Origin of the sequence: Actinoplanes sp. NPDC023714 (assembly GCF_040639855.1) — a bacterium.
Classification (GTDB): domain Bacteria; phylum Actinomycetota; class Actinomycetes; order Mycobacteriales; family Micromonosporaceae; genus Actinoplanes.
Genome location: NZ_JBFAAR010000001.1, coordinates 773,463 through 788,800 on the forward strand (window position 1 = coordinate 773,463; position 15,338 = coordinate 788,800).

15 protein-coding genes and 1 pseudogene are annotated in these 15,338 nt (G+C 71.4%); 11 read left to right on the top strand and 5 right to left on the bottom strand.

Annotation, left to right across the window (positions count from 1 at the left end; translation table 11 throughout):
- The first annotated feature begins 27 nt into the window (after positions 1-27).
- The 5 genes from AB0G10_RS03750 to AB0G10_RS03770 are packed head-to-tail and all read left to right on the top strand — an operon-like array spanning position 28 to position 4,313.
- Positions 28-1,272 carry a pitrilysin family protein gene (locus AB0G10_RS03750; protein ID WP_360917947.1) on the top strand — a complete coding sequence of 415 codons (1,245 nt, stop codon included), beginning with the start codon at positions 28-30 and terminating at the stop codon, positions 1,270-1,272.
- Between the two features lie 27 nt (positions 1,273-1,299).
- A complete protein-coding gene (locus AB0G10_RS03755; RefSeq protein WP_360915951.1) occupies positions 1,300-2,265 on the top strand; it encodes a phosphatase PAP2 family protein in 966 nt (321 codons plus the stop codon).
- A gap of 4 nt (positions 2,266-2,269) precedes the next feature.
- A complete protein-coding gene (gene dapB, locus AB0G10_RS03760; RefSeq protein WP_360915954.1) occupies positions 2,270-3,028 on the top strand; it encodes a 4-hydroxy-tetrahydrodipicolinate reductase in 759 nt (252 codons plus the stop codon).
- A gap of 8 nt (positions 3,029-3,036) precedes the next feature.
- Positions 3,037-3,474: a hypothetical protein gene (locus tag AB0G10_RS03765; RefSeq protein WP_360915958.1), complete on the top strand. Its 438-nt coding sequence runs from the start codon at positions 3,037-3,039 to the stop codon at positions 3,472-3,474.
- Positions 3,471-4,313, top strand: a complete 843-nt coding sequence (locus AB0G10_RS03770) for an MFS transporter permease (protein ID WP_360915961.1) — start codon at positions 3,471-3,473, stop codon at positions 4,311-4,313. Before AB0G10_RS03765 ends, AB0G10_RS03770 begins: the two co-directional genes overlap by 4 nt.
- 16 nt (positions 4,314-4,329) lie before the next feature.
- Here AB0G10_RS03770 and AB0G10_RS03775 read toward each other — a convergent pair whose 3' ends face one another.
- The 3 genes from AB0G10_RS03775 to AB0G10_RS03785 all read right to left on the bottom strand — a co-directional run bounded on the left by AB0G10_RS03775 (position 4,330) and on the right by AB0G10_RS03785 (position 5,567).
- Positions 4,330-4,512 carry a hypothetical protein gene (locus tag AB0G10_RS03775; RefSeq protein WP_360915965.1) on the bottom strand — a complete coding sequence of 61 codons (183 nt, stop codon included), beginning with the start codon at positions 4,510-4,512 and terminating at the stop codon, positions 4,330-4,332.
- Positions 4,513-4,624: 112 nt separating this feature from the next.
- Positions 4,625-4,996 (bottom strand): DCC1-like thiol-disulfide oxidoreductase family protein, encoded by a 372-nt coding sequence (locus AB0G10_RS03780; protein WP_360915968.1) that lies wholly within the window; start codon positions 4,994-4,996, stop codon positions 4,625-4,627.
- A 4-nt stretch (positions 4,997-5,000) separates the two neighbouring features.
- The gene (locus AB0G10_RS03785; protein ID WP_360915971.1) at positions 5,001-5,567 is read right to left on the bottom strand and encodes a GNAT family N-acetyltransferase; all 567 of its coding nucleotides are present in this window, start codon (positions 5,565-5,567) and stop codon (positions 5,001-5,003) included.
- 40 nt (positions 5,568-5,607) lie between these two features.
- Between AB0G10_RS03785 and AB0G10_RS03790 the strand changes: the two are divergent.
- The 5 genes and pseudogenes from AB0G10_RS03790 to AB0G10_RS03810 all read left to right on the top strand — a co-directional run.
- Positions 5,608-6,816: pseudogene (locus AB0G10_RS03790) on the top strand (crosslink repair DNA glycosylase YcaQ family protein); the annotation flags it as partial.
- 173 nt (positions 6,817-6,989) lie between these two features.
- Positions 6,990-7,538, top strand: coding sequence for a DUF2752 domain-containing protein (locus tag AB0G10_RS03795; protein WP_360915974.1), 549 nt, complete (start codon positions 6,990-6,992; stop codon positions 7,536-7,538).
- Between the two features lie 26 nt (positions 7,539-7,564).
- Positions 7,565-8,458, top strand: a complete 894-nt coding sequence (gene dapA / locus AB0G10_RS03800; RefSeq protein ID WP_360915977.1) for a 4-hydroxy-tetrahydrodipicolinate synthase — start codon at positions 7,565-7,567, stop codon at positions 8,456-8,458.
- 13 nt (positions 8,459-8,471) lie between these two features.
- Positions 8,472-10,160 carry a ribonuclease J gene (locus AB0G10_RS03805; protein ID WP_360915980.1) on the top strand — a complete coding sequence of 563 codons (1,689 nt, stop codon included), beginning with the start codon at positions 8,472-8,474 and terminating at the stop codon, positions 10,158-10,160.
- Positions 10,161-10,248: 88 nt separating this feature from the next.
- On the top strand, positions 10,249-11,781 hold the full coding sequence (locus AB0G10_RS03810; protein WP_360915983.1) for a S1 family peptidase: 1,533 nt from the start codon (positions 10,249-10,251) through the stop codon (positions 11,779-11,781).
- A gap of 73 nt (positions 11,782-11,854) precedes the next feature.
- On the opposite strand, the gene AB0G10_RS03815 is transcribed toward AB0G10_RS03810, so the two are convergent.
- Positions 11,855-12,271: a YbjN domain-containing protein gene (locus AB0G10_RS03815; protein ID WP_360915986.1), complete on the bottom strand. Its 417-nt coding sequence runs from the start codon at positions 12,269-12,271 to the stop codon at positions 11,855-11,857.
- Between the two features lie 86 nt (positions 12,272-12,357).
- On the opposite strand from AB0G10_RS03815, the gene AB0G10_RS03820 reads away from it, so the two are divergent.
- Positions 12,358-14,886, top strand: a complete 2,529-nt coding sequence (locus tag AB0G10_RS03820) for a DNA translocase FtsK (protein WP_360915989.1) — start codon at positions 12,358-12,360, stop codon at positions 14,884-14,886.
- On the opposite strand, the gene AB0G10_RS03825 is transcribed toward AB0G10_RS03820, so the two are convergent.
- Positions 14,837-15,322, bottom strand: coding sequence for a DUF3291 domain-containing protein (locus tag AB0G10_RS03825; protein ID WP_360915992.1), 486 nt, complete (start codon positions 15,320-15,322; stop codon positions 14,837-14,839). The two genes, AB0G10_RS03820 and AB0G10_RS03825, sit on opposite strands and share 50 nt — an antisense overlap.
- Positions 15,323-15,338 lie beyond the last annotated feature (16 nt).

A 15,338-nucleotide genomic window follows, 5' to 3' on the forward strand; every position in this document is an offset into this window, starting at 1 on the left:
CTCAAGGACGGCGTCAAGAAGACCGTCCTGCCGTCCGGGCTGCGCGTCCTCACCGAGGCCATCCCGACGACCCGCAGCGCCTCGCTCGGGATCTGGGTCGGCATCGGCTCGCGGGACGAGACGCCGTCGCTGCACGGCGCCTCGCACTTCCTCGAGCACCTGCTCTTCAAGGGCACCCACAAGCGCACCGCCTTGGACATCTCCGCGGAGATCGAGGCCGTGGGCGGCGAGACGAACGCCTTCACCACGAAGGAGTACACCTGCTACTACGCGCGGGTGCTCGACGCCGACCTGCCGCTCGCCGTGGACGTGCTGGTCGACGCGGTCGCCGACTCGCTGCTGGAGCCGGCCGACGTGGAGACCGAGCGCGGGGTGATCCTCGAGGAGATCGCCATGCACGAGGACGAGCCCGGCGACGAGGTGCACGACGTCTTCGCCGAGGCGATCTTCGGCAACCACCCGCTGGGCCGGCTGATCTCGGGCACCCCCGAGTCGATCACGCCGATGACCCGCGACCAGATCAACAGGTTCTACCGCAAGCGCTACACGGCCCCCGAGATCGTGGTGGCCGCGGCCGGCAACCTCGACCACGCCACGGTCGTGAAGCTGGTCCGCAGGGCGCTCGCCGGCACCCCGCTGGACACCGGACCGGCCGAGCCGGCCGCCACCCGGCCGTGGGACTCCGCGGTCCGCGTCCGGAAGCCCAAGACGGTGGTCCTGCACCGCGACACCGAGCAGGCGCACATGGTCCTCGGCGGTCCCGGCCTGGGCCGCCACGACCAGCGCCGGTTCGCCCTCGGCGTGCTCAACAACGTGCTCGGCGGCGGCATGTCGAGCCGGCTCTTCCAGGAGATCCGGGAGAAGCGCGGCCTGGCGTACTCGGTCTACTCGTACGCGAGCCAGCACGCCGACGCCGGCCTGGTCGGCGTCTACGCGGGCTGCGCGCCGGCGAAGGCGGCCGAGGTGCTCGACCTCGTCCGGGTGGAACTGGACAGGGTGGCGGCGGACGGCATCACGGCCGCCGAGCTGGCCCGCGGCAAGGGCATGGTGAAGGGCTCGTACGTGCTGGGCCTCGAGGACACCGGCTCGCGGATGAGCCGCCTCGCCAAGTCGGAGCTGCTGCACGGCGACCTCATGGGCGTCGACGAGCTGCTCGCCCGGGTGGACGCGGTGACCGTCGAGGAGGTCAACGCGGTCGCGGCCGAGCTGTTCTCGGGCGAGCGCGCGCTGGCCGTGGTGGGCCCGTTCGGTGAGTCCGACTTTCCGGCCTGAAGCAACGCCTGGTTACCCTTGGACCCCGTGACGACCCTGGAGACACCGCCCGAGACCCCCGCGACACCGCCGACTCCGGAGATCCGGAAGCGGCGGATCATCGGGATGCTGATCTGGGCGGTCGTCTTCTCCGTCGGGGTCTGGTTCGTCGGGGTGCCGACCAGCGACCCGCTGATCGCGTTCGGCTGGCTGTGGCTCGCCACCATCGCGTGGCGCAACCACGAGCCGTGGCGGACGCACCTGCGCTTCCTGCGGGACTGGCTGCCGGTCGCGCTGCTGCTGGTGATCTACAACGTGTCCCGCAGCTTCGCCGACGACCTGTTCGCGCCGCACGTCACCGAGCTGATCGCGGCGGACCGCTGGATGTTCGGCTGGTTCATGGACGGCCAGGTCCCGACCACCTGGTTGCAGCAGCATCTGTACGAGCCGGGCGTCACGCCGTGGTGGCTGGCCGTCGTCACGGTGGTCTACGCCTCGCACTTCCTCACGGTGCCGACCATCGCGGTGATCCTCTGGATGCGCAACCGGGCCACCTGGGGCCGGTTCATGCGCCGCTGGATCACGCTCTGCGTCTTCGGCCTGATCACCTACTTCCTCTACCCGGCCGCCCCGCCGTGGTGGGCCTACAAGTACGGCTACCTCCCCGAGCACGTCGACCGGATCTCCACGAACGGCTGGGACGTGATCGGCCTGCACGGCGCCGGCAACACGCTGAACGCGCTCCAGGTCTCGCAGTCGAACCCGGTCGCCGCGATGCCCTCGCTGCACACCGCGTGGGCCATGCTCGCGGTCGCGTTCTTCCTGCCGATGGTGGCGAAGAAGTGGTGGCCGCTGCTGCTCGCCTACCCGCTCGCCATGACGTTCACGCTGGTCTACACGGGCGAGCACTACGTCATCGACGTGCTCGTCGGCTGGGCCTACGTGGCGGCGGTGTTCGCCGTGGTGGCGCTGGGTGAGCGATGGTGGGCGGGCAAGCGCCGTACGTTAAATTGACGGTGTGACAGACGTGCCTGAACCCATCCGTGTCGGCGTCCTCGGTGCCCGGGGCCGCATGGGCCTCGAGGTCTGCAAGGCGGTCGACGCCGCCGACGACCTCGAGCTGGTCGCCATGATCGATTCGGGCGACCTGCTCTTCCACGCCTCCGACACGGGCGCGCAGGTTCTGGTCGACTTCACCAACCCCGACGTGGTGATGGACAACCTGCGCTGGGCGATCGAGCAGGACATCAGCGTGGTGGTCGGCACGTCCGGCTTCACCGAGGAGCGGCTCGAGCAGGTCCGCGGCTGGCTGGCCGGCAAGCCCGGCGTCGGCGTCCTGATCGCGCCGAACTTCGGCATCGGCGCCGTGCTGATGATGCAGTTCGCGGCCCGCGCCGCCAGATACTTCGAATCGGCCGAGATCATCGAGCAGCACCACCCGCGCAAGCTGGACGCCCCGAGCGGCACCTCGATGCACACCGCCAAGGTGATCGCCGAGGCCCGCGCCGCGGCGAACTGCCCGCCGATGCCGGACGCCACCAAGGAGGAGCAGCTCGGCGCCCGCGGCACCGACGTCGACGGCGTGCGTGTGCACTCGATCCGCGCGGCCGGTCTCGTGGCGCATCAGGAGGTGCTCTTCGGCACCGCCGGCGAGACGCTGACGATCCGCCACGACTCGCTGGACCGCTCGTCGTTCATGCCGGGCGTGCTGCTCGCGGTCCGCCAGGTGCGGCAGCGTCCGGGCCTGACGATCGGCCTCGATCCCCTGCTGGACTGACGTCCGGCATGACGGAGTTGACGACGACCGGGCGCCGGGTCCGGGTCCTGGCGACCGTCGCCGGGCTCCTGCTGCTGCTCGCCGGCACCTTCTGGGGTCAGGACGACGATTTCCCGTTCGGCCCCTTCCGGATGTACTCGACGGCCCCCGACCCGAACGGCGCGGCGAAGGACACCCGCGTCGAGGGGGTCGACGTGACCGGGGCGGTCGTGCCGATCACCGAGGCGAACAGCGGCATCCGGCGGGCCGAGATCGAGGGTCAGCAGGCCGCGTACGAGGCCGACCCGTCCCGGCTGAGCCGGATCGCCGAGGCGTACGCCGAGCACACGCCGTCGGCGCCGGCCCTGCGCGAGGTCCGGATCGTGATCCGCTGGCATCTCGTGAAGCACAGCCGCCCGACCGGCACCTACACCGACGAGGTCGTCGCGGACTGGGTGCGGCCATGATCAGGCGCTGGCTCTTCGAGCCCGTCCCGAGAGGGCGCGTCGCTGCCTTCCGTACGCTGGTCTATCTCTTCGTCGCTCTTGATCTTGTGATTTTCACGCCCTGGGTGCGCTCGCACGCGAACACCCCGGGCGAGCTCTACGAACCTCTGCTGATCGGGCGCCTGCTGCATCTGCCGACGCCGGGCCCGCTGCTGGTCTGGGGCATCTTCTGGACGCTGCTGGCGCTCTCGCTGGCCGCCGCGACCGGCCGCGCGCCACGGGCCCTCGGCTGGACGGTCTTCCTGCTCTACTTCGAGTGGATGATCATCGCGATGAGCTACGGCAAGGTCGACCACGACCGGATCGGCCTGCTGGTGGCGCTGGCCGCCCTGCCCACCGCGGGCCGGGCGAGACACGGCGATCCCGAGCGCACCGAATCCGGCGGCTGGGCCCTGCGCGTCACCCAGATCGCAGTGATCTGCACCTATTTCCTGGCGGCCCTGGCGAAACTGCGTTTCGGCGGCCTCGACTGGCTGACCAGCTCGGTGCTGGCCCAGGCCATCATCCGCCGCGGCACCGACCTGGCCGACGCGATCGCCGTGGTCCCCGGCCTGCTGATCCTCGCCCAGTTCGGCATCATCGCATTCGAGCTGCTCAGCCCCGTGGTCTTCATCATCCCGCAGCGCTGGCGCAACGCGATGGTCGCCTTCTTCTACTCCTTCCACGTGATCACGTTCTCCACCATCACGATCAGCTTCGCGCCCCACCTGGTGGCGATGACAAGCTTCCTGGCGTTGGAAAAAGTGCGCCCGATCCATTGGCTGAGATCACGAAAAAGAGCGATGAACAGTACGACCTAGTGTCGCGTGTGTGAAGTCATTTCCGCGAGGTCCCGCAGCCGCTCCGGTCCCAGACCAGGCCGGCACCGCGCAAGCCCGGCAGGAAACCACCCTCCGCCGCCTCGAACTCCTGCCTCGACACGGTCACCGCATCGTCCATGTCCGCATCCTGGCAGTCGGGTACGACAATCATCGAACCGTCGAACTCGCGGCGCACCACACCTGCGGCCACCTCCGCCCGGCGCCCTCCCGGTCCCGGCCGCAGCCGGCGCTACGGCCGAGCGCCGCACGTACCCCCGCCCGGGATTCGCCCTGAGCGCCGCCCCACCAGCTCAGGGGCGGGGGCGGACGGCGCAGGCGGCCGTTCCGCCGGGCATCAGGTGGCGGTGGTCGGCCACCCACTGGTATGCCGGCCACGCGGCGGCGCGGATCGGGCCCAGAGCGAGCGCCGCCCCGGGCAGCGACCAGAACCGGCCGGCGTTCTTGAGCAGCAGGGCGATCGCGTCCGGCCCGGCCGCCGTCGCGCCGTCCTCACCCACCCACTGCACCGCGGCCTCACACTGCTCCACGGTCAGGCCGAGGGCGGCGAGATCCGCGAACTGCCAGGGGATCACCGTGGCGGTGGTGGGGATGCGGCGCTCGATGAAGTCGGCGCACAGGGAGCAGAACGAGCAGTCGCCGTCGAAGACGAAGGTGGGTGTCACTTCTCTATTCTCCGGCGTCGAGCGATACGTGCAAACGGACCTGGGGCACGAGGAGATCGTCCACATCGAGCGCCCGGCCCGCCCCGTCCGGCTCCCATCCGGTCGACGCCAGGAACTTGCGCATCGCCGTGTCGGCTTCGTAGGCCCACGCCACCGCCGACCGGAACTGGTCCTCGCGCCAGTGGTCGACCGCGGCGGCGAGGAGGCGGCTGCCGTGGCCGCGGCGGCCCCAGCGCGGCTCGATGAGGAGGTCGGTCACGGCCGCGACACCGTCCGGGAGCGGCTTCTCCTCAGGGGCGAGGGCCTGCTCGTCGGCCGGGCCGGAGGCGGCGAAACCGACCACGCTCTTGGCGGTGTCGCTCTGCTCCACCGCGATCAGCACCCGGTGCCGCGGTGTCGGGGGAGCGGTGATCGCCTCGGTCCAGCCGCGGGCGAGGTACGCCTCGTCCAGGTTCGCCAGCACGTGCGCCGGGAACATGCGCCGATAGGCGGTGCGCCAGGTGGAGAGCTGGATGCGCGCGATCTCCGGGGCGTCCTCGGGACGCGCGGGGCGGACGAAGCCGAGAGCCATGGCCGCAACTTTGTCACACCCCTGTCCTAAGTTGCTTCACGTGGCTGTCCCCGATTCGCTCACCGTCGCCCAGGCCCGCCGGATCACCCTGGCCGCGCAGGGCTTCGCCGACCCGAAACCGGGCGGCGCCACCGACATGCGCCACCTGCGCCGGGTGCTGAGCCGCCTCCATCTGATCCAGATGGATTCGGTGAACGTGTTGCAGCGCGCCCACTTCATGCCGCTCTACAGCCGTCTCGGCCCCTATCCGCCCGGCCTGCTGGAGCGGGCGGCCTATCGGCGTCCCCGGGAGCTGTTCGAGTTCTGGGGCCACGAGGCCTCCTTGATCCGTACGGATCTTCAGCCCTTCTTCCGCTGGCGGATGGCCCGGGCCGGCGAGCTCGCCTGGGGCAACATGCGCCGGATCGTGGCCGAGCAGCCCGATCTCGTGGCCTGGGTGCTCGCCGAGGTGCGCGCCAACGGCCCGATCACGGCCGCCGAGATCGAGCACGACGCTCCCCGCACCAAGGACCACTGGGGGTGGAACTGGTCGGTGGTGAAACAGGCCCTGGAGTGGCTCTTCTACACCGGCCAGGTCACCGCGGCCGAGCGCACCACCTCGTTCGCCCGGCGCTACGACCTGACCGAGCGGGTGCTGCCCCGGGCCGTTCTGGAGGCGCCGACCCCGGCGCCGGACGCGGCCTTCCGGCACCTCGTCGAGCTCTCCGCCCGCACGCTGGGGGTCGCCGCCGAGCCGGAGCTGCGTGACTACTTCCGCCTGCCCGCCCAGGCGACCAGGCCGGCGATCGCCGAGCTCGTGGAGGAGGGTGTGCTCCGGCCGGTCACGGTCGCCGGCTGGAAGCAGCAGGCCTACCTCCACCGCGACGCCCGCCTGCCGCGCTGGGTCCGGGCGCAGACGCTGGTCAGCCCCTTCGATCCGCTCATCTGGGAGCGGGGGCGGACCGAGCGGCTGTTCGGCATGACCTATCGGATCGAGATCTACGTCCCTAAACCCCAGCGGGTGTACGGGTACTACGTGCTCCCGTTCCTGCTCGGCGACAGGTTCGCCGCCCGGGTCGACCTGAAGGCCGAGCGGCGGACCGGCGAGCTGCAGATCCCGGCCGTCTGGCGGGAGCCCGGCGCCGACCCCGAGGAGACCGCCACGGCGCTCGCGGCGGAGCTCGCCCGGCTGGCCGGCTGGCTGGGCCTCACCACCATCGCGACGCCGGAGCGGGGAGACCTCGCCGAGCCCCTCGCGAGAGCCCTGAAGGACGCCGCACCGGCGCAGGGCGACCAGGCCGCGGGGAGCCCGGCCGCGGCGCGGGGTGACCGGGCCGCGGGGAGCCCGGTCGCGGCGCGGGGTGACCGGGCCGCGGGGAGCCCGGTCGCGGGCGGTTTCGCGGCGCTGCCGGGGGCGGGCGCCGCGGGTGTACCGTGACGGCCATGAGCAGCACGACCGGCCTGCCCCCCTGGCTGGCCGACCAGCCCGTGCAGGGGCCGCCGGTGCCGCCCGAGTGGGTGGCCTACGCCTATCCGCCGCCCCAGCAGGACCGGATCACCCGGTTCGTCGAGCGGGTCGCGGCCCGGTCGCCGATCTGGCTCGCCCCGGTCGCCCTGCTCGCCTGCATGGGCGCGGCCGCCGGATACACCCTGGTCACCGACCCGGTCGCGGCCGAGGCCGGCGCCGAGCCGACGTGCCTGCTGAAATACACGACCGGCTTCGTCTGCCCGGGCTGCGGCGGGACCCGTGCCGCGTGGTACCTGCTCCACGGCGATCTCCCGGCCGCGGCCCGTCACCACGCGCTCTTCGTCTTCGCCGTGCCGTTCCTGATCTACCTGTACGTGGCCTGGGCCGGGCGGAAGCTGTTCCGGTGGCGGATCCCGCAGTTGTCGATCAGTCCGGCCGCCATGATCACATTCATGGCGGTCTGGGCTGTCTGGAGCATCCTGCGTAACCTCCCCTGGGCCCCGTTCACCGCTTTCTACGTGTGACCGGAGCGTCCGATAGGTTGTCAGGTATGACGCACGACCCGCGGCCCTTCGGACGGCTGCTGACCGCCATGGTGACCCCGTTCACCCCGGACGGATCCCTGGACCTCGAGGGAGCGGCCCGCCTGGCCGCCCACCTCGTCGACGAGCAGCGCAACGACGCTCTCGTGATCAGCGGAACCACCGGGGAGTCGCCGACCACGACCGACGCCGAGAAGGACGCGCTGCTCCGCGCCGTGGTCGACGCCGTCGGTGACCGGGCCACGGTGATCGCGGGTGTGGGCACCAACAACACGGCGCACACCATCGAGCTGGCCCACGCCGCCGAGAAGGCGGGCGCGCACGGCCTGCTGGTCGTCACGCCGTACTACAACAAGCCGCCGCAGGCCGGTGTCGAGCGCCACTTCCGCGCCGTCGCCGACGCCAGCGGGCTGCCGATCATGGTCTATGACATCCCGCACCGGGCCGGCACGGCGATCGCCACCGAGACGATGGTGCGGATCGCCGAGCACGAGCGGATCGTCGGGGTGAAGGACGCGAAGGGCGACCTGATCGCCTCCTCGTGGGTCCTGGCCCGCACCGATCTCGCCTACTACTCCGGCGACGACGCGGCCACCCTGCCGCTGCTCGCCATCGGCGGTGTCGGCCTGGTCGGCACGTCGACGCACTTCACCGGTGCGCTCGCCAAGGAGATGATCGAGGCCTACGAGGCCGGCGACACCGCCACCGCGCTGGCCCGGCACCGGCAGGCTCTGCCGCTGTTCACCGGCATCTTCCGCTCGCCGGGGACCATGCTGGTCAAGGCGGGTCTCAACGCTTCCGGGCTGCCTGCGGGACCGGTCCGGTCCCCGCTGGTCGACGCCGGCGAGGACGAACTGAACCAACTGCGCAAGGACGCCGCCGCAGCCGGCATCGTGCTCTGACAGGAAGAGGCGAATGAGTCAAGCTCACGTGGAGCTGGGTCCGCCACCGCCGCTGCCGGAGGGCGCCCTGCGCGTCGTCCCGCTCGGTGGGCTCGGCGCCATCGGCCGCAACATGACGGTCTTCGAGTACGACGGCAAGCTGCTGGTCGTCGACTGCGGGGTGCTGTTCCCCGACGTCGAGCAACCGGGCGTCGACTTGATCCTGCCCGACTTCGCACCCATCCTCGACCGGCTCGAGGACATCCAGGCGATCGTGCTGACCCACGGGCACGAGGACCACATCGGCGCGGTGCCGTACCTTCTCGCCCACAAGCCGGACATCCCCCTGGTCGGGTCGGAGTTCACGCTCGCCCTGATCGAGGCGAAGCTGGCCGAGCGCCGGCTGGATCCGTACACCCTGACCGTCCGCGAGGGCGGCCGGGAGCGGCTGGGCCCGTTCGAGTGCGAGTTCTTCGCGGTGAATCACTCGATCCCGGACGCGCTGGCGGTCGCCGTGCGCACCCCGGCCGGCCTGGTGCTGCACACCGGCGACTTCAAGATGGACCAGGTGCCGCTGGACGGCCGGATCACCGACCTGGCCGGTTTCGCGCGGCTCGGCGCCGAGGGCGTCGACCTGCTGCTCTCCGACTCGACGAACGCCGAGGTGCCGGGCTTCGTGACGCCGGAGCGGGAGATCGGCGCGGTGCTCAGCTCGATCTTCGGCAAGGCGCGCGGCCGGATCATCGTGGCCAGCTTCGCCTCCCACGTGCACCGGGTCCAGCAGGTCATGGACGCGGCCTGGGAGTACGACCGCAAGGTCGCCCTGATCGGCCGTTCCATGGTTCGCAACATGGGGATCGCCCGTGACCTCGGCCTGCTACGCATCCCGGACGGCCTGCTGGTCGGCCTGGACGAGGCGACCCACCTGCCGCCCGACGAGATCGTCTTCATGTCGACGGGTTCGCAGGGCGAGCCGATGAGCGCCCTGGGCCGGATGTCCACCGGCGACCACCGGCACATCACGATCCACTCCGGCGACACCGTGGTGCTGGCCAGCTCGCTGGTGCCCGGCAACGAGACCTCGGTCTACCGGGTGATCAACCAGCTGTCCCGGGCCGGCGCCACCGTGGTCCACAAGGAGACCGCGAAGGTGCACGTCTCCGGTCACGCGCCGGCAGGGGAGCTGCGCTACCTGCTCAACGTGGTGCGGCCGAGCAACCTCATGCCGGTGCACGGCGAGTGGCGGCACCTGCGGGCGCACGCCCAGCTCGGCATCGAGACCGGCGTCGCGCCGGACCGCGTGGTGCTCTGCGAGGACGGCGACGTGGTGGATCTGGTCGAGGGCCACGCCCGCGTGGTCGGCCGGGTGAAGAGCCGGTACGTCTACGTCGACGGCCTCGCGGTCGGCGACGTGAGCGAGTCGCTGCTCACCGAGCGCCGGATCCTCGGCGACGGCGGGTTCATCGCGGCCACCGTGGTGATCGACTCGGTGACCGGCAAGGTGGTCGGCGAGCCGAGCGTCTCGGCGAAGGGCTTCTCCGAGGACCCGGACGCGTTCAACCCGGTGATCCCGTTGCTCACCGCGGCGCTGCACCGGTCGGCCGAGGACGGCATCACCGACCCGCACCAGTTGCAGCAGGTCGTGCGCCGGACGGTGGGCCGCTGGGTCAACGACGCCTACCGCCGGCGGCCGATGATCGTGCCGACCGTGGTGGAAGTCTGACCGGTTTTTCAACCATTCTCGGCTGAGTTGCGTACTCCCAGGCACCGGTGCCGCCCCCACGGCACCCGTGGCGGAGGGAGTTCTCCAGATGCAGCGCAGACCGATCGCCGTGGCGGCGGCGGTAGTGGTGGCGGCCGGGGCGGCCGTGGCCTTCACACTGCCGTCGCTGGCCGGCACCAACGAGCCGGACGGGTCGCCGTCGGTGACGAGCGGGGGTGTCTCCCCGCAGTTGCTCGCGGCGATGAAGCGTGACCTGGGCCTCGACGGCGACCAGGCGCGTACCCGGCTCGCCCGGTCCGAGTGGGCCGGCGGTGTCTCGGCGACCCTGGCCGCGCAGACCGGTGAGGACTTCGGCGGCGCCTGGCTGGCCGAGGACGGCACCACGCTGAAGGTCGCGGTCACCGACTCCGGCGCGGCGGCCCTGGTGAAGAAGGCCGGCGCCGTGCCGGTGGTGGTGAAGCGGAGCGAGGCCTACCTCGACGACGTGAAGACCAGGCTGGTCGACGCGGCGGCCGATGTCGACGGCGTGACCGGCTGGTACGTCGACGTCGCCGGCAACAAGGTCGTCGTGGTGGCGAAGCCGGGGGCGAAGCCGGAGGCGCAGAAGCTGGCCGCCGAGGCGGGCGTGCCGGCCTCCGCGGTCACCGTGAAGATCAGCAAGGCGCAGCCGAAGCCGCTGTTCGACGTCCGCGGCGCCGACCCGTACTTCATCGCGATCGGTGGCGGGCAGGCCCGCTGCTCGATCGGCTTCTCGGTGGAGGGCGGCTTCGTGACCGCCGGCCACTGCGGCGAGGCGGGCACGCGGACCACCGGCTTCAACAACGAGGCGCAGGGCACCGTCGAGTCCTCGGTCTTCCCGGGCGAGGCCGACATGGGCTTCGTCGCGGTGAACGGCGACTGGACCCCGCGCCCGGTCGTCAACGACTTCAACGGCAACGAGCTGCCGGTCGCCGGCAACACCGAGGCCCCGGTCGGCGCGGCGGTCTGCCGCTCGGGCTCGACCACCGGCACGTTCTGCGGCACGATCCTCGCGAAGAACCAGACGGTCCGCTACCCGGAGGGCACGGTCACCGGCCTGACCCGCACCGACGTCTGCGCCGAGGGCGGCGACTCCGGCGGGCCCTGGCTCTCCGGCGACCAGGCCCAGGGCGTGACCTCGGGTGGCTCGGGCGACTGCACGGCGGGCGGCGAGACGTTCTTCCAGCCGCTCAACGAGATCCTGGCCGCCGACAACCTGACGCTGGTGACCACCGGTGAGGCGGCGGCACCGCCCGCCGAGGAGGAGGCGCCCCCGGCCGAGGAGGGCACCGCGTCGGCCTGCGACGCGCTCCCGGTGCAGCGCGAGGGTGAGATCACCCGGGCCGGCAACGCGCAGGTGCAGCCGGACGGCGGGGCCTACCGGGCCCGGGCCGGCACGCACACCGCCTGCCTGGACGCGCCGGACGGCGCCGACTTCGACCTGGTCCTGCAGCGGCAGAACAACCGCGGCCAGTTCCGCACGGTGGCCCGCGGCGAGGACGACGGGACGCTGAGCTTCACCGGCCGTTCCGGCACCTACCGCTACGTCGTCGTGTCGTCGAGCGGCACCGGCGCGTACTCCCTGGGATTCAACGTCAGCTGACCGAGACGAGCGCCTTCACCCGGCCAGGCGCCCGGGAATCGGGGTCTCCGCCCACGCGGAGGCCCCGATCCTCCTATGTGAGGGAGTTCTTCAGCTCGCCCAGCGACTCGCCCATCCGGCACCCGGTCGCGATGCCGCAGAGCAGGACCTGGTCGAGCTGCTCCGGCGTGACGCCGCGCTCCCAGTCGCTGGACACCTCGCCCACCACGATCGCCTGGCCGTCGTCGGTGACCTGGACGTATGACTTGGGCCACAGCTGGTCGCGGTTCCACGCGTTGCAGAACTCGTAGAGCTTCGGCACGTCCTCGACCGTGAAGACGTGCTGCATCATGGCCCGGATCTGCAGCATCTCCTTGCGTTCGCCGAGGCGGAAGAAGTAGATGAGGTTGCCCTGGAAGTTGCCGGCGATGTCCCCGTCGGCATCGACGAAGTATGCGAAGCCGCGCGCGTCGAGCGCCGCTTTGATCATGTCGTTATCGAGAGACTGCACCACTTGATGTTATTCGTGCCGAAAGCGAGAAGGTGTCACGGTGCGCCTTCTCGGCACGATGGCCTTCGCGGGCTACGGTGACATCCATGGCGGGCCGTACTCCTCCGGCGAGCCGGGGTCGCGCCGCGTCCACGCCGCGCGGCGCCGCTACCAACCGTGCCCGTCAACCGGCCGCGCGCAAGCCGGCCGCACGCACCGGCACCACGCGCAAGACGGCGGCGGCGCGCAAGCGCCCGGTCGCCCGCCGGTCCACGGCCGGCTCCACGCTCGCCTCCGGGCTGGGCCGCGGCGCCGGCGCGCTCTGGATGGGCATGGCGCACAGCGTCGGCTGGGTGTTCCGCGGGGTGGGCCGGCAGGCCGCGACGGCGCGCAACATCGACCCGGAGCACCGCCGGGACGGCGCCGGGCTGCTGCTGCTCGGCTTCGCGATCCTGGTCTCGGTGGCGATCTGGGCGAACAGCGGCGGGCCGGTCGGCGTCTGGCTGGCCGACACGATCCGGCTCTTCCTCGGCAGTCTCGCGGCGCTCTTCCCGCTGCTGCTCTTCTACGGCGCGGTGCGGCTCATGCGCGAGCCCGCCGATCCCGACCACCGGGGGCGCACCCTGGTCGGCTGGACGGCGATCATCATCTCCACCGCGTCGCTCATGCACGTCTCCGGCCGCCCGGCCGACGACCTCGCCGTCGACCAGGCCGGCGGCCTGCTCGGCTACGGCATCGGGGGCCTTCTCGAGCGGGCGGTGACGGCCTGGGTCGCCGTACCCTTGCTGGTCCTGCTCTTCGTCTTCGGCTTCCTGGTGATCACCTCGACGCCGATCGCGCGCATCCCCGAACGGATGGTGCAGCTGGTCGAGCTGGTGAGTGGGCGGGCCGCGCCGCATCGGCCGGCGCCCGTCCTGGAGGAGTACGAGGAGGAGGACGAGCCGCCCGCGCCGAAGCGCAAGCCGTCGCCCCGGCGGCGTCAGGCGGCACTGGCCGAGCCCGAGCCCGCGCCGGTGCCCGCGGAGCCCGACGACGACTTCGACGAAGAGCTGATCCTGCACGACACGGTGCCGCTGCCGCGGACGCCGGGCGGCCGGAAGAAGCCGGCCCCCGAGCACTCGCCGATGCCGCCGACCCGGGCCGAGCAGCTGGAGATCTCGGCGGTCAAGGGCGACTACCGCCTGCCCCCGGCGAACATCCTCGCCACCGGCGCCCCGCCGAAGGCCCGCAGCCGCGCCAACGACGAGATCATGGCGGCGCTCACCGGCGTCTTCGAGCAGTTCAACGTGGACGCGGTGGTCACCGGCTTCACTCGCGGCCCGACCGTCACCCGCTACGAGGTGGAGATCGGCCCGGGCACCAAGGTCGAGCGGATCACCCAGCTCTCCCGCAACATCGCGTACGCGGTGAAGTCCCCGGACGTGCGGATCCTCAGCCCGATCCCGGGCAAGAGCGCGGTCGGCGTGGAGATCCCGAACACCGACCCGGAGAACGTGTCGCTCGGCGACGTGCTGCGCTCCCGCGCGGCGGCCGCCGACCACCACCCGATGCTCGTGGCGCTCGGCAAGGACATCGAGGGCGGGTTCGTCGTCGCGAACCTCGCGAAGATGCCGCACATCCTGATCGCCGGCGCCACCGGCGCGGGCAAGTCGAGCTGCCTCAACTCGCTGCTGGTGAGCCTGCTGACCAGGTCCACGCCGGACGAGGTGCGGCTGCTCCTGGTCGACCCGAAACGCGTCGAGCTCACGGCGTACGAGGGCATCCCGCATCTCGTCACGCCCATCATCACGAACCCGAAGAAGGCCGCCGACGCCCTGGAATGGGTGGTCGCCGAGATGGACAAGCGGTACGACGACCTCGCCGCCAACGGCGTCCGGCACATCGACGACTTCAACCGCAAGGTCCGCAGTGGCGAGATCACGGCGCCGCCGGGCGTCGAGCGGGAGATGAAGCCCTACCCGTACCTTCTGGTGATCATCGACGAGCTCGCCGACCTCATGATGGTCGCGCCGCGCGACGTGGAGGACTCGGTCGTCCGGATCACCCAGCTGGCCCGGGCCGCCGGCATCCACCTGGTGCTCGCCACCCAGCGCCCGTCGGTCGACGTGGTCACCGGCCTGATCAAGGCGAACGTGCCGTCCCGGCTGGCGTTCGCGACGTCCAGCCTCGCCGACTCGCGGGTCATCCTCGACCAGCCGGGCGCCGAGAAGCTGCTCGGCCGCGGTGACGGTCTCTTCCTGCCGATGGGCGCGTCCAAGCCGGTCCGGATCCAGGGCGCGTGGGTGGACGAGAAGGAGATCCACTCGGTCGTCAAGTTCTGCAAGGACCAGCGCGAGCCGGAGTTCGCCGAGGGTGTCACGGACGCGCCGCCGAGCAAGAAGAAGGAGATCGACGAGGAGATCGGCGACGATCTCCAGCTCCTGATCCAGGCGATCGAGCTCGTGGTGACCAGTCAGTTCGGCTCGACCTCGATGCTTCAGCGCAAGCTGCGCGTCGGCTTCGCCAAGGCGGGCCGGCTCATGGACCTGATGGAGACCCGCGGGATCGTCGGCCCGTCCGAGGGCTCGAAGGCCCGGGACGTGCTGATCAAGCCGGATGAACTAGAGGAGACTCTCGCCGCTCTGCGCGTGGACTAGGGAAGGTCTCCCGGAAGGTGAACGCGTCGGGGGTCGGTCCCTGCCCGGCGAGCCGGCCGAGCCGGGAGATCCCCTGACGCAGGGTCGGGGTGGTCCCGGCCGGGATCCACCACAGCACCAGCGCGGCCTCGTTGCCGTGCGGGACGAACCACTCGCGGCGCCGGCGCAGGTAGTCGAGGTGCTCGCTCTGGTACGCGTACGCCCTCAGGTGCTCGACCGACTCCCAGACCGAGAGCGTGTAGATCCGCATCGGGTCGGCGGGGGCCGCGATGGTGCCGTCGCCGTTCTCGCCCTGCAGCCGCCAGACGAAGCCGGGGGAGCGGTCGGCCAGGGCGTTCATGAGGTGCAGGCCGGCGACGAACTCGGCCATCGACGGGTCTTCCAGCGGGGCTCGGAGGCGGGCCGTGTTGATCTGGGCCAGGTGGAAGTCGGTCATGCCGTTCAGCTCACCA

Bases quoted from the DNA above. Each gene is read 5' to 3' on its own strand.
- dapA (WP_360915977.1), top strand. From the start codon at position 7,565: ATGACGCACGACCCGCGGCCCTTCGGACGGCTGCTGACCGCCATGGTG.
- AB0G10_RS03770 (WP_360915961.1), top strand. From the start codon at position 3,471: ATGATCAGGCGCTGGCTCTTCGAGCCCGTCCCGAGAGGGCGCGTCGCT.
- AB0G10_RS03795 (WP_360915974.1), top strand. From the start codon at position 6,990: ATGAGCAGCACGACCGGCCTGCCCCCCTGGCTGGCCGACCAGCCCGTG.
- AB0G10_RS03820 (WP_360915989.1), top strand. From the start codon at position 12,358: ATGGCGGGCCGTACTCCTCCGGCGAGCCGGGGTCGCGCCGCGTCCACG.
- AB0G10_RS03810 (WP_360915983.1), top strand. From the start codon at position 10,249: ATGCAGCGCAGACCGATCGCCGTGGCGGCGGCGGTAGTGGTGGCGGCC.
- AB0G10_RS03765 (WP_360915958.1), top strand. From the start codon at position 3,037: ATGACGGAGTTGACGACGACCGGGCGCCGGGTCCGGGTCCTGGCGACC.
- AB0G10_RS03785 (WP_360915971.1), bottom strand. From the start codon at position 5,567: ATGGCTCTCGGCTTCGTCCGCCCCGCGCGTCCCGAGGACGCCCCGGAG.
- AB0G10_RS03805 (WP_360915980.1), top strand. From the start codon at position 8,472: ATGAGTCAAGCTCACGTGGAGCTGGGTCCGCCACCGCCGCTGCCGGAG.
- AB0G10_RS03825 (WP_360915992.1), bottom strand. From the start codon at position 15,322: ATGACCGACTTCCACCTGGCCCAGATCAACACGGCCCGCCTCCGAGCC.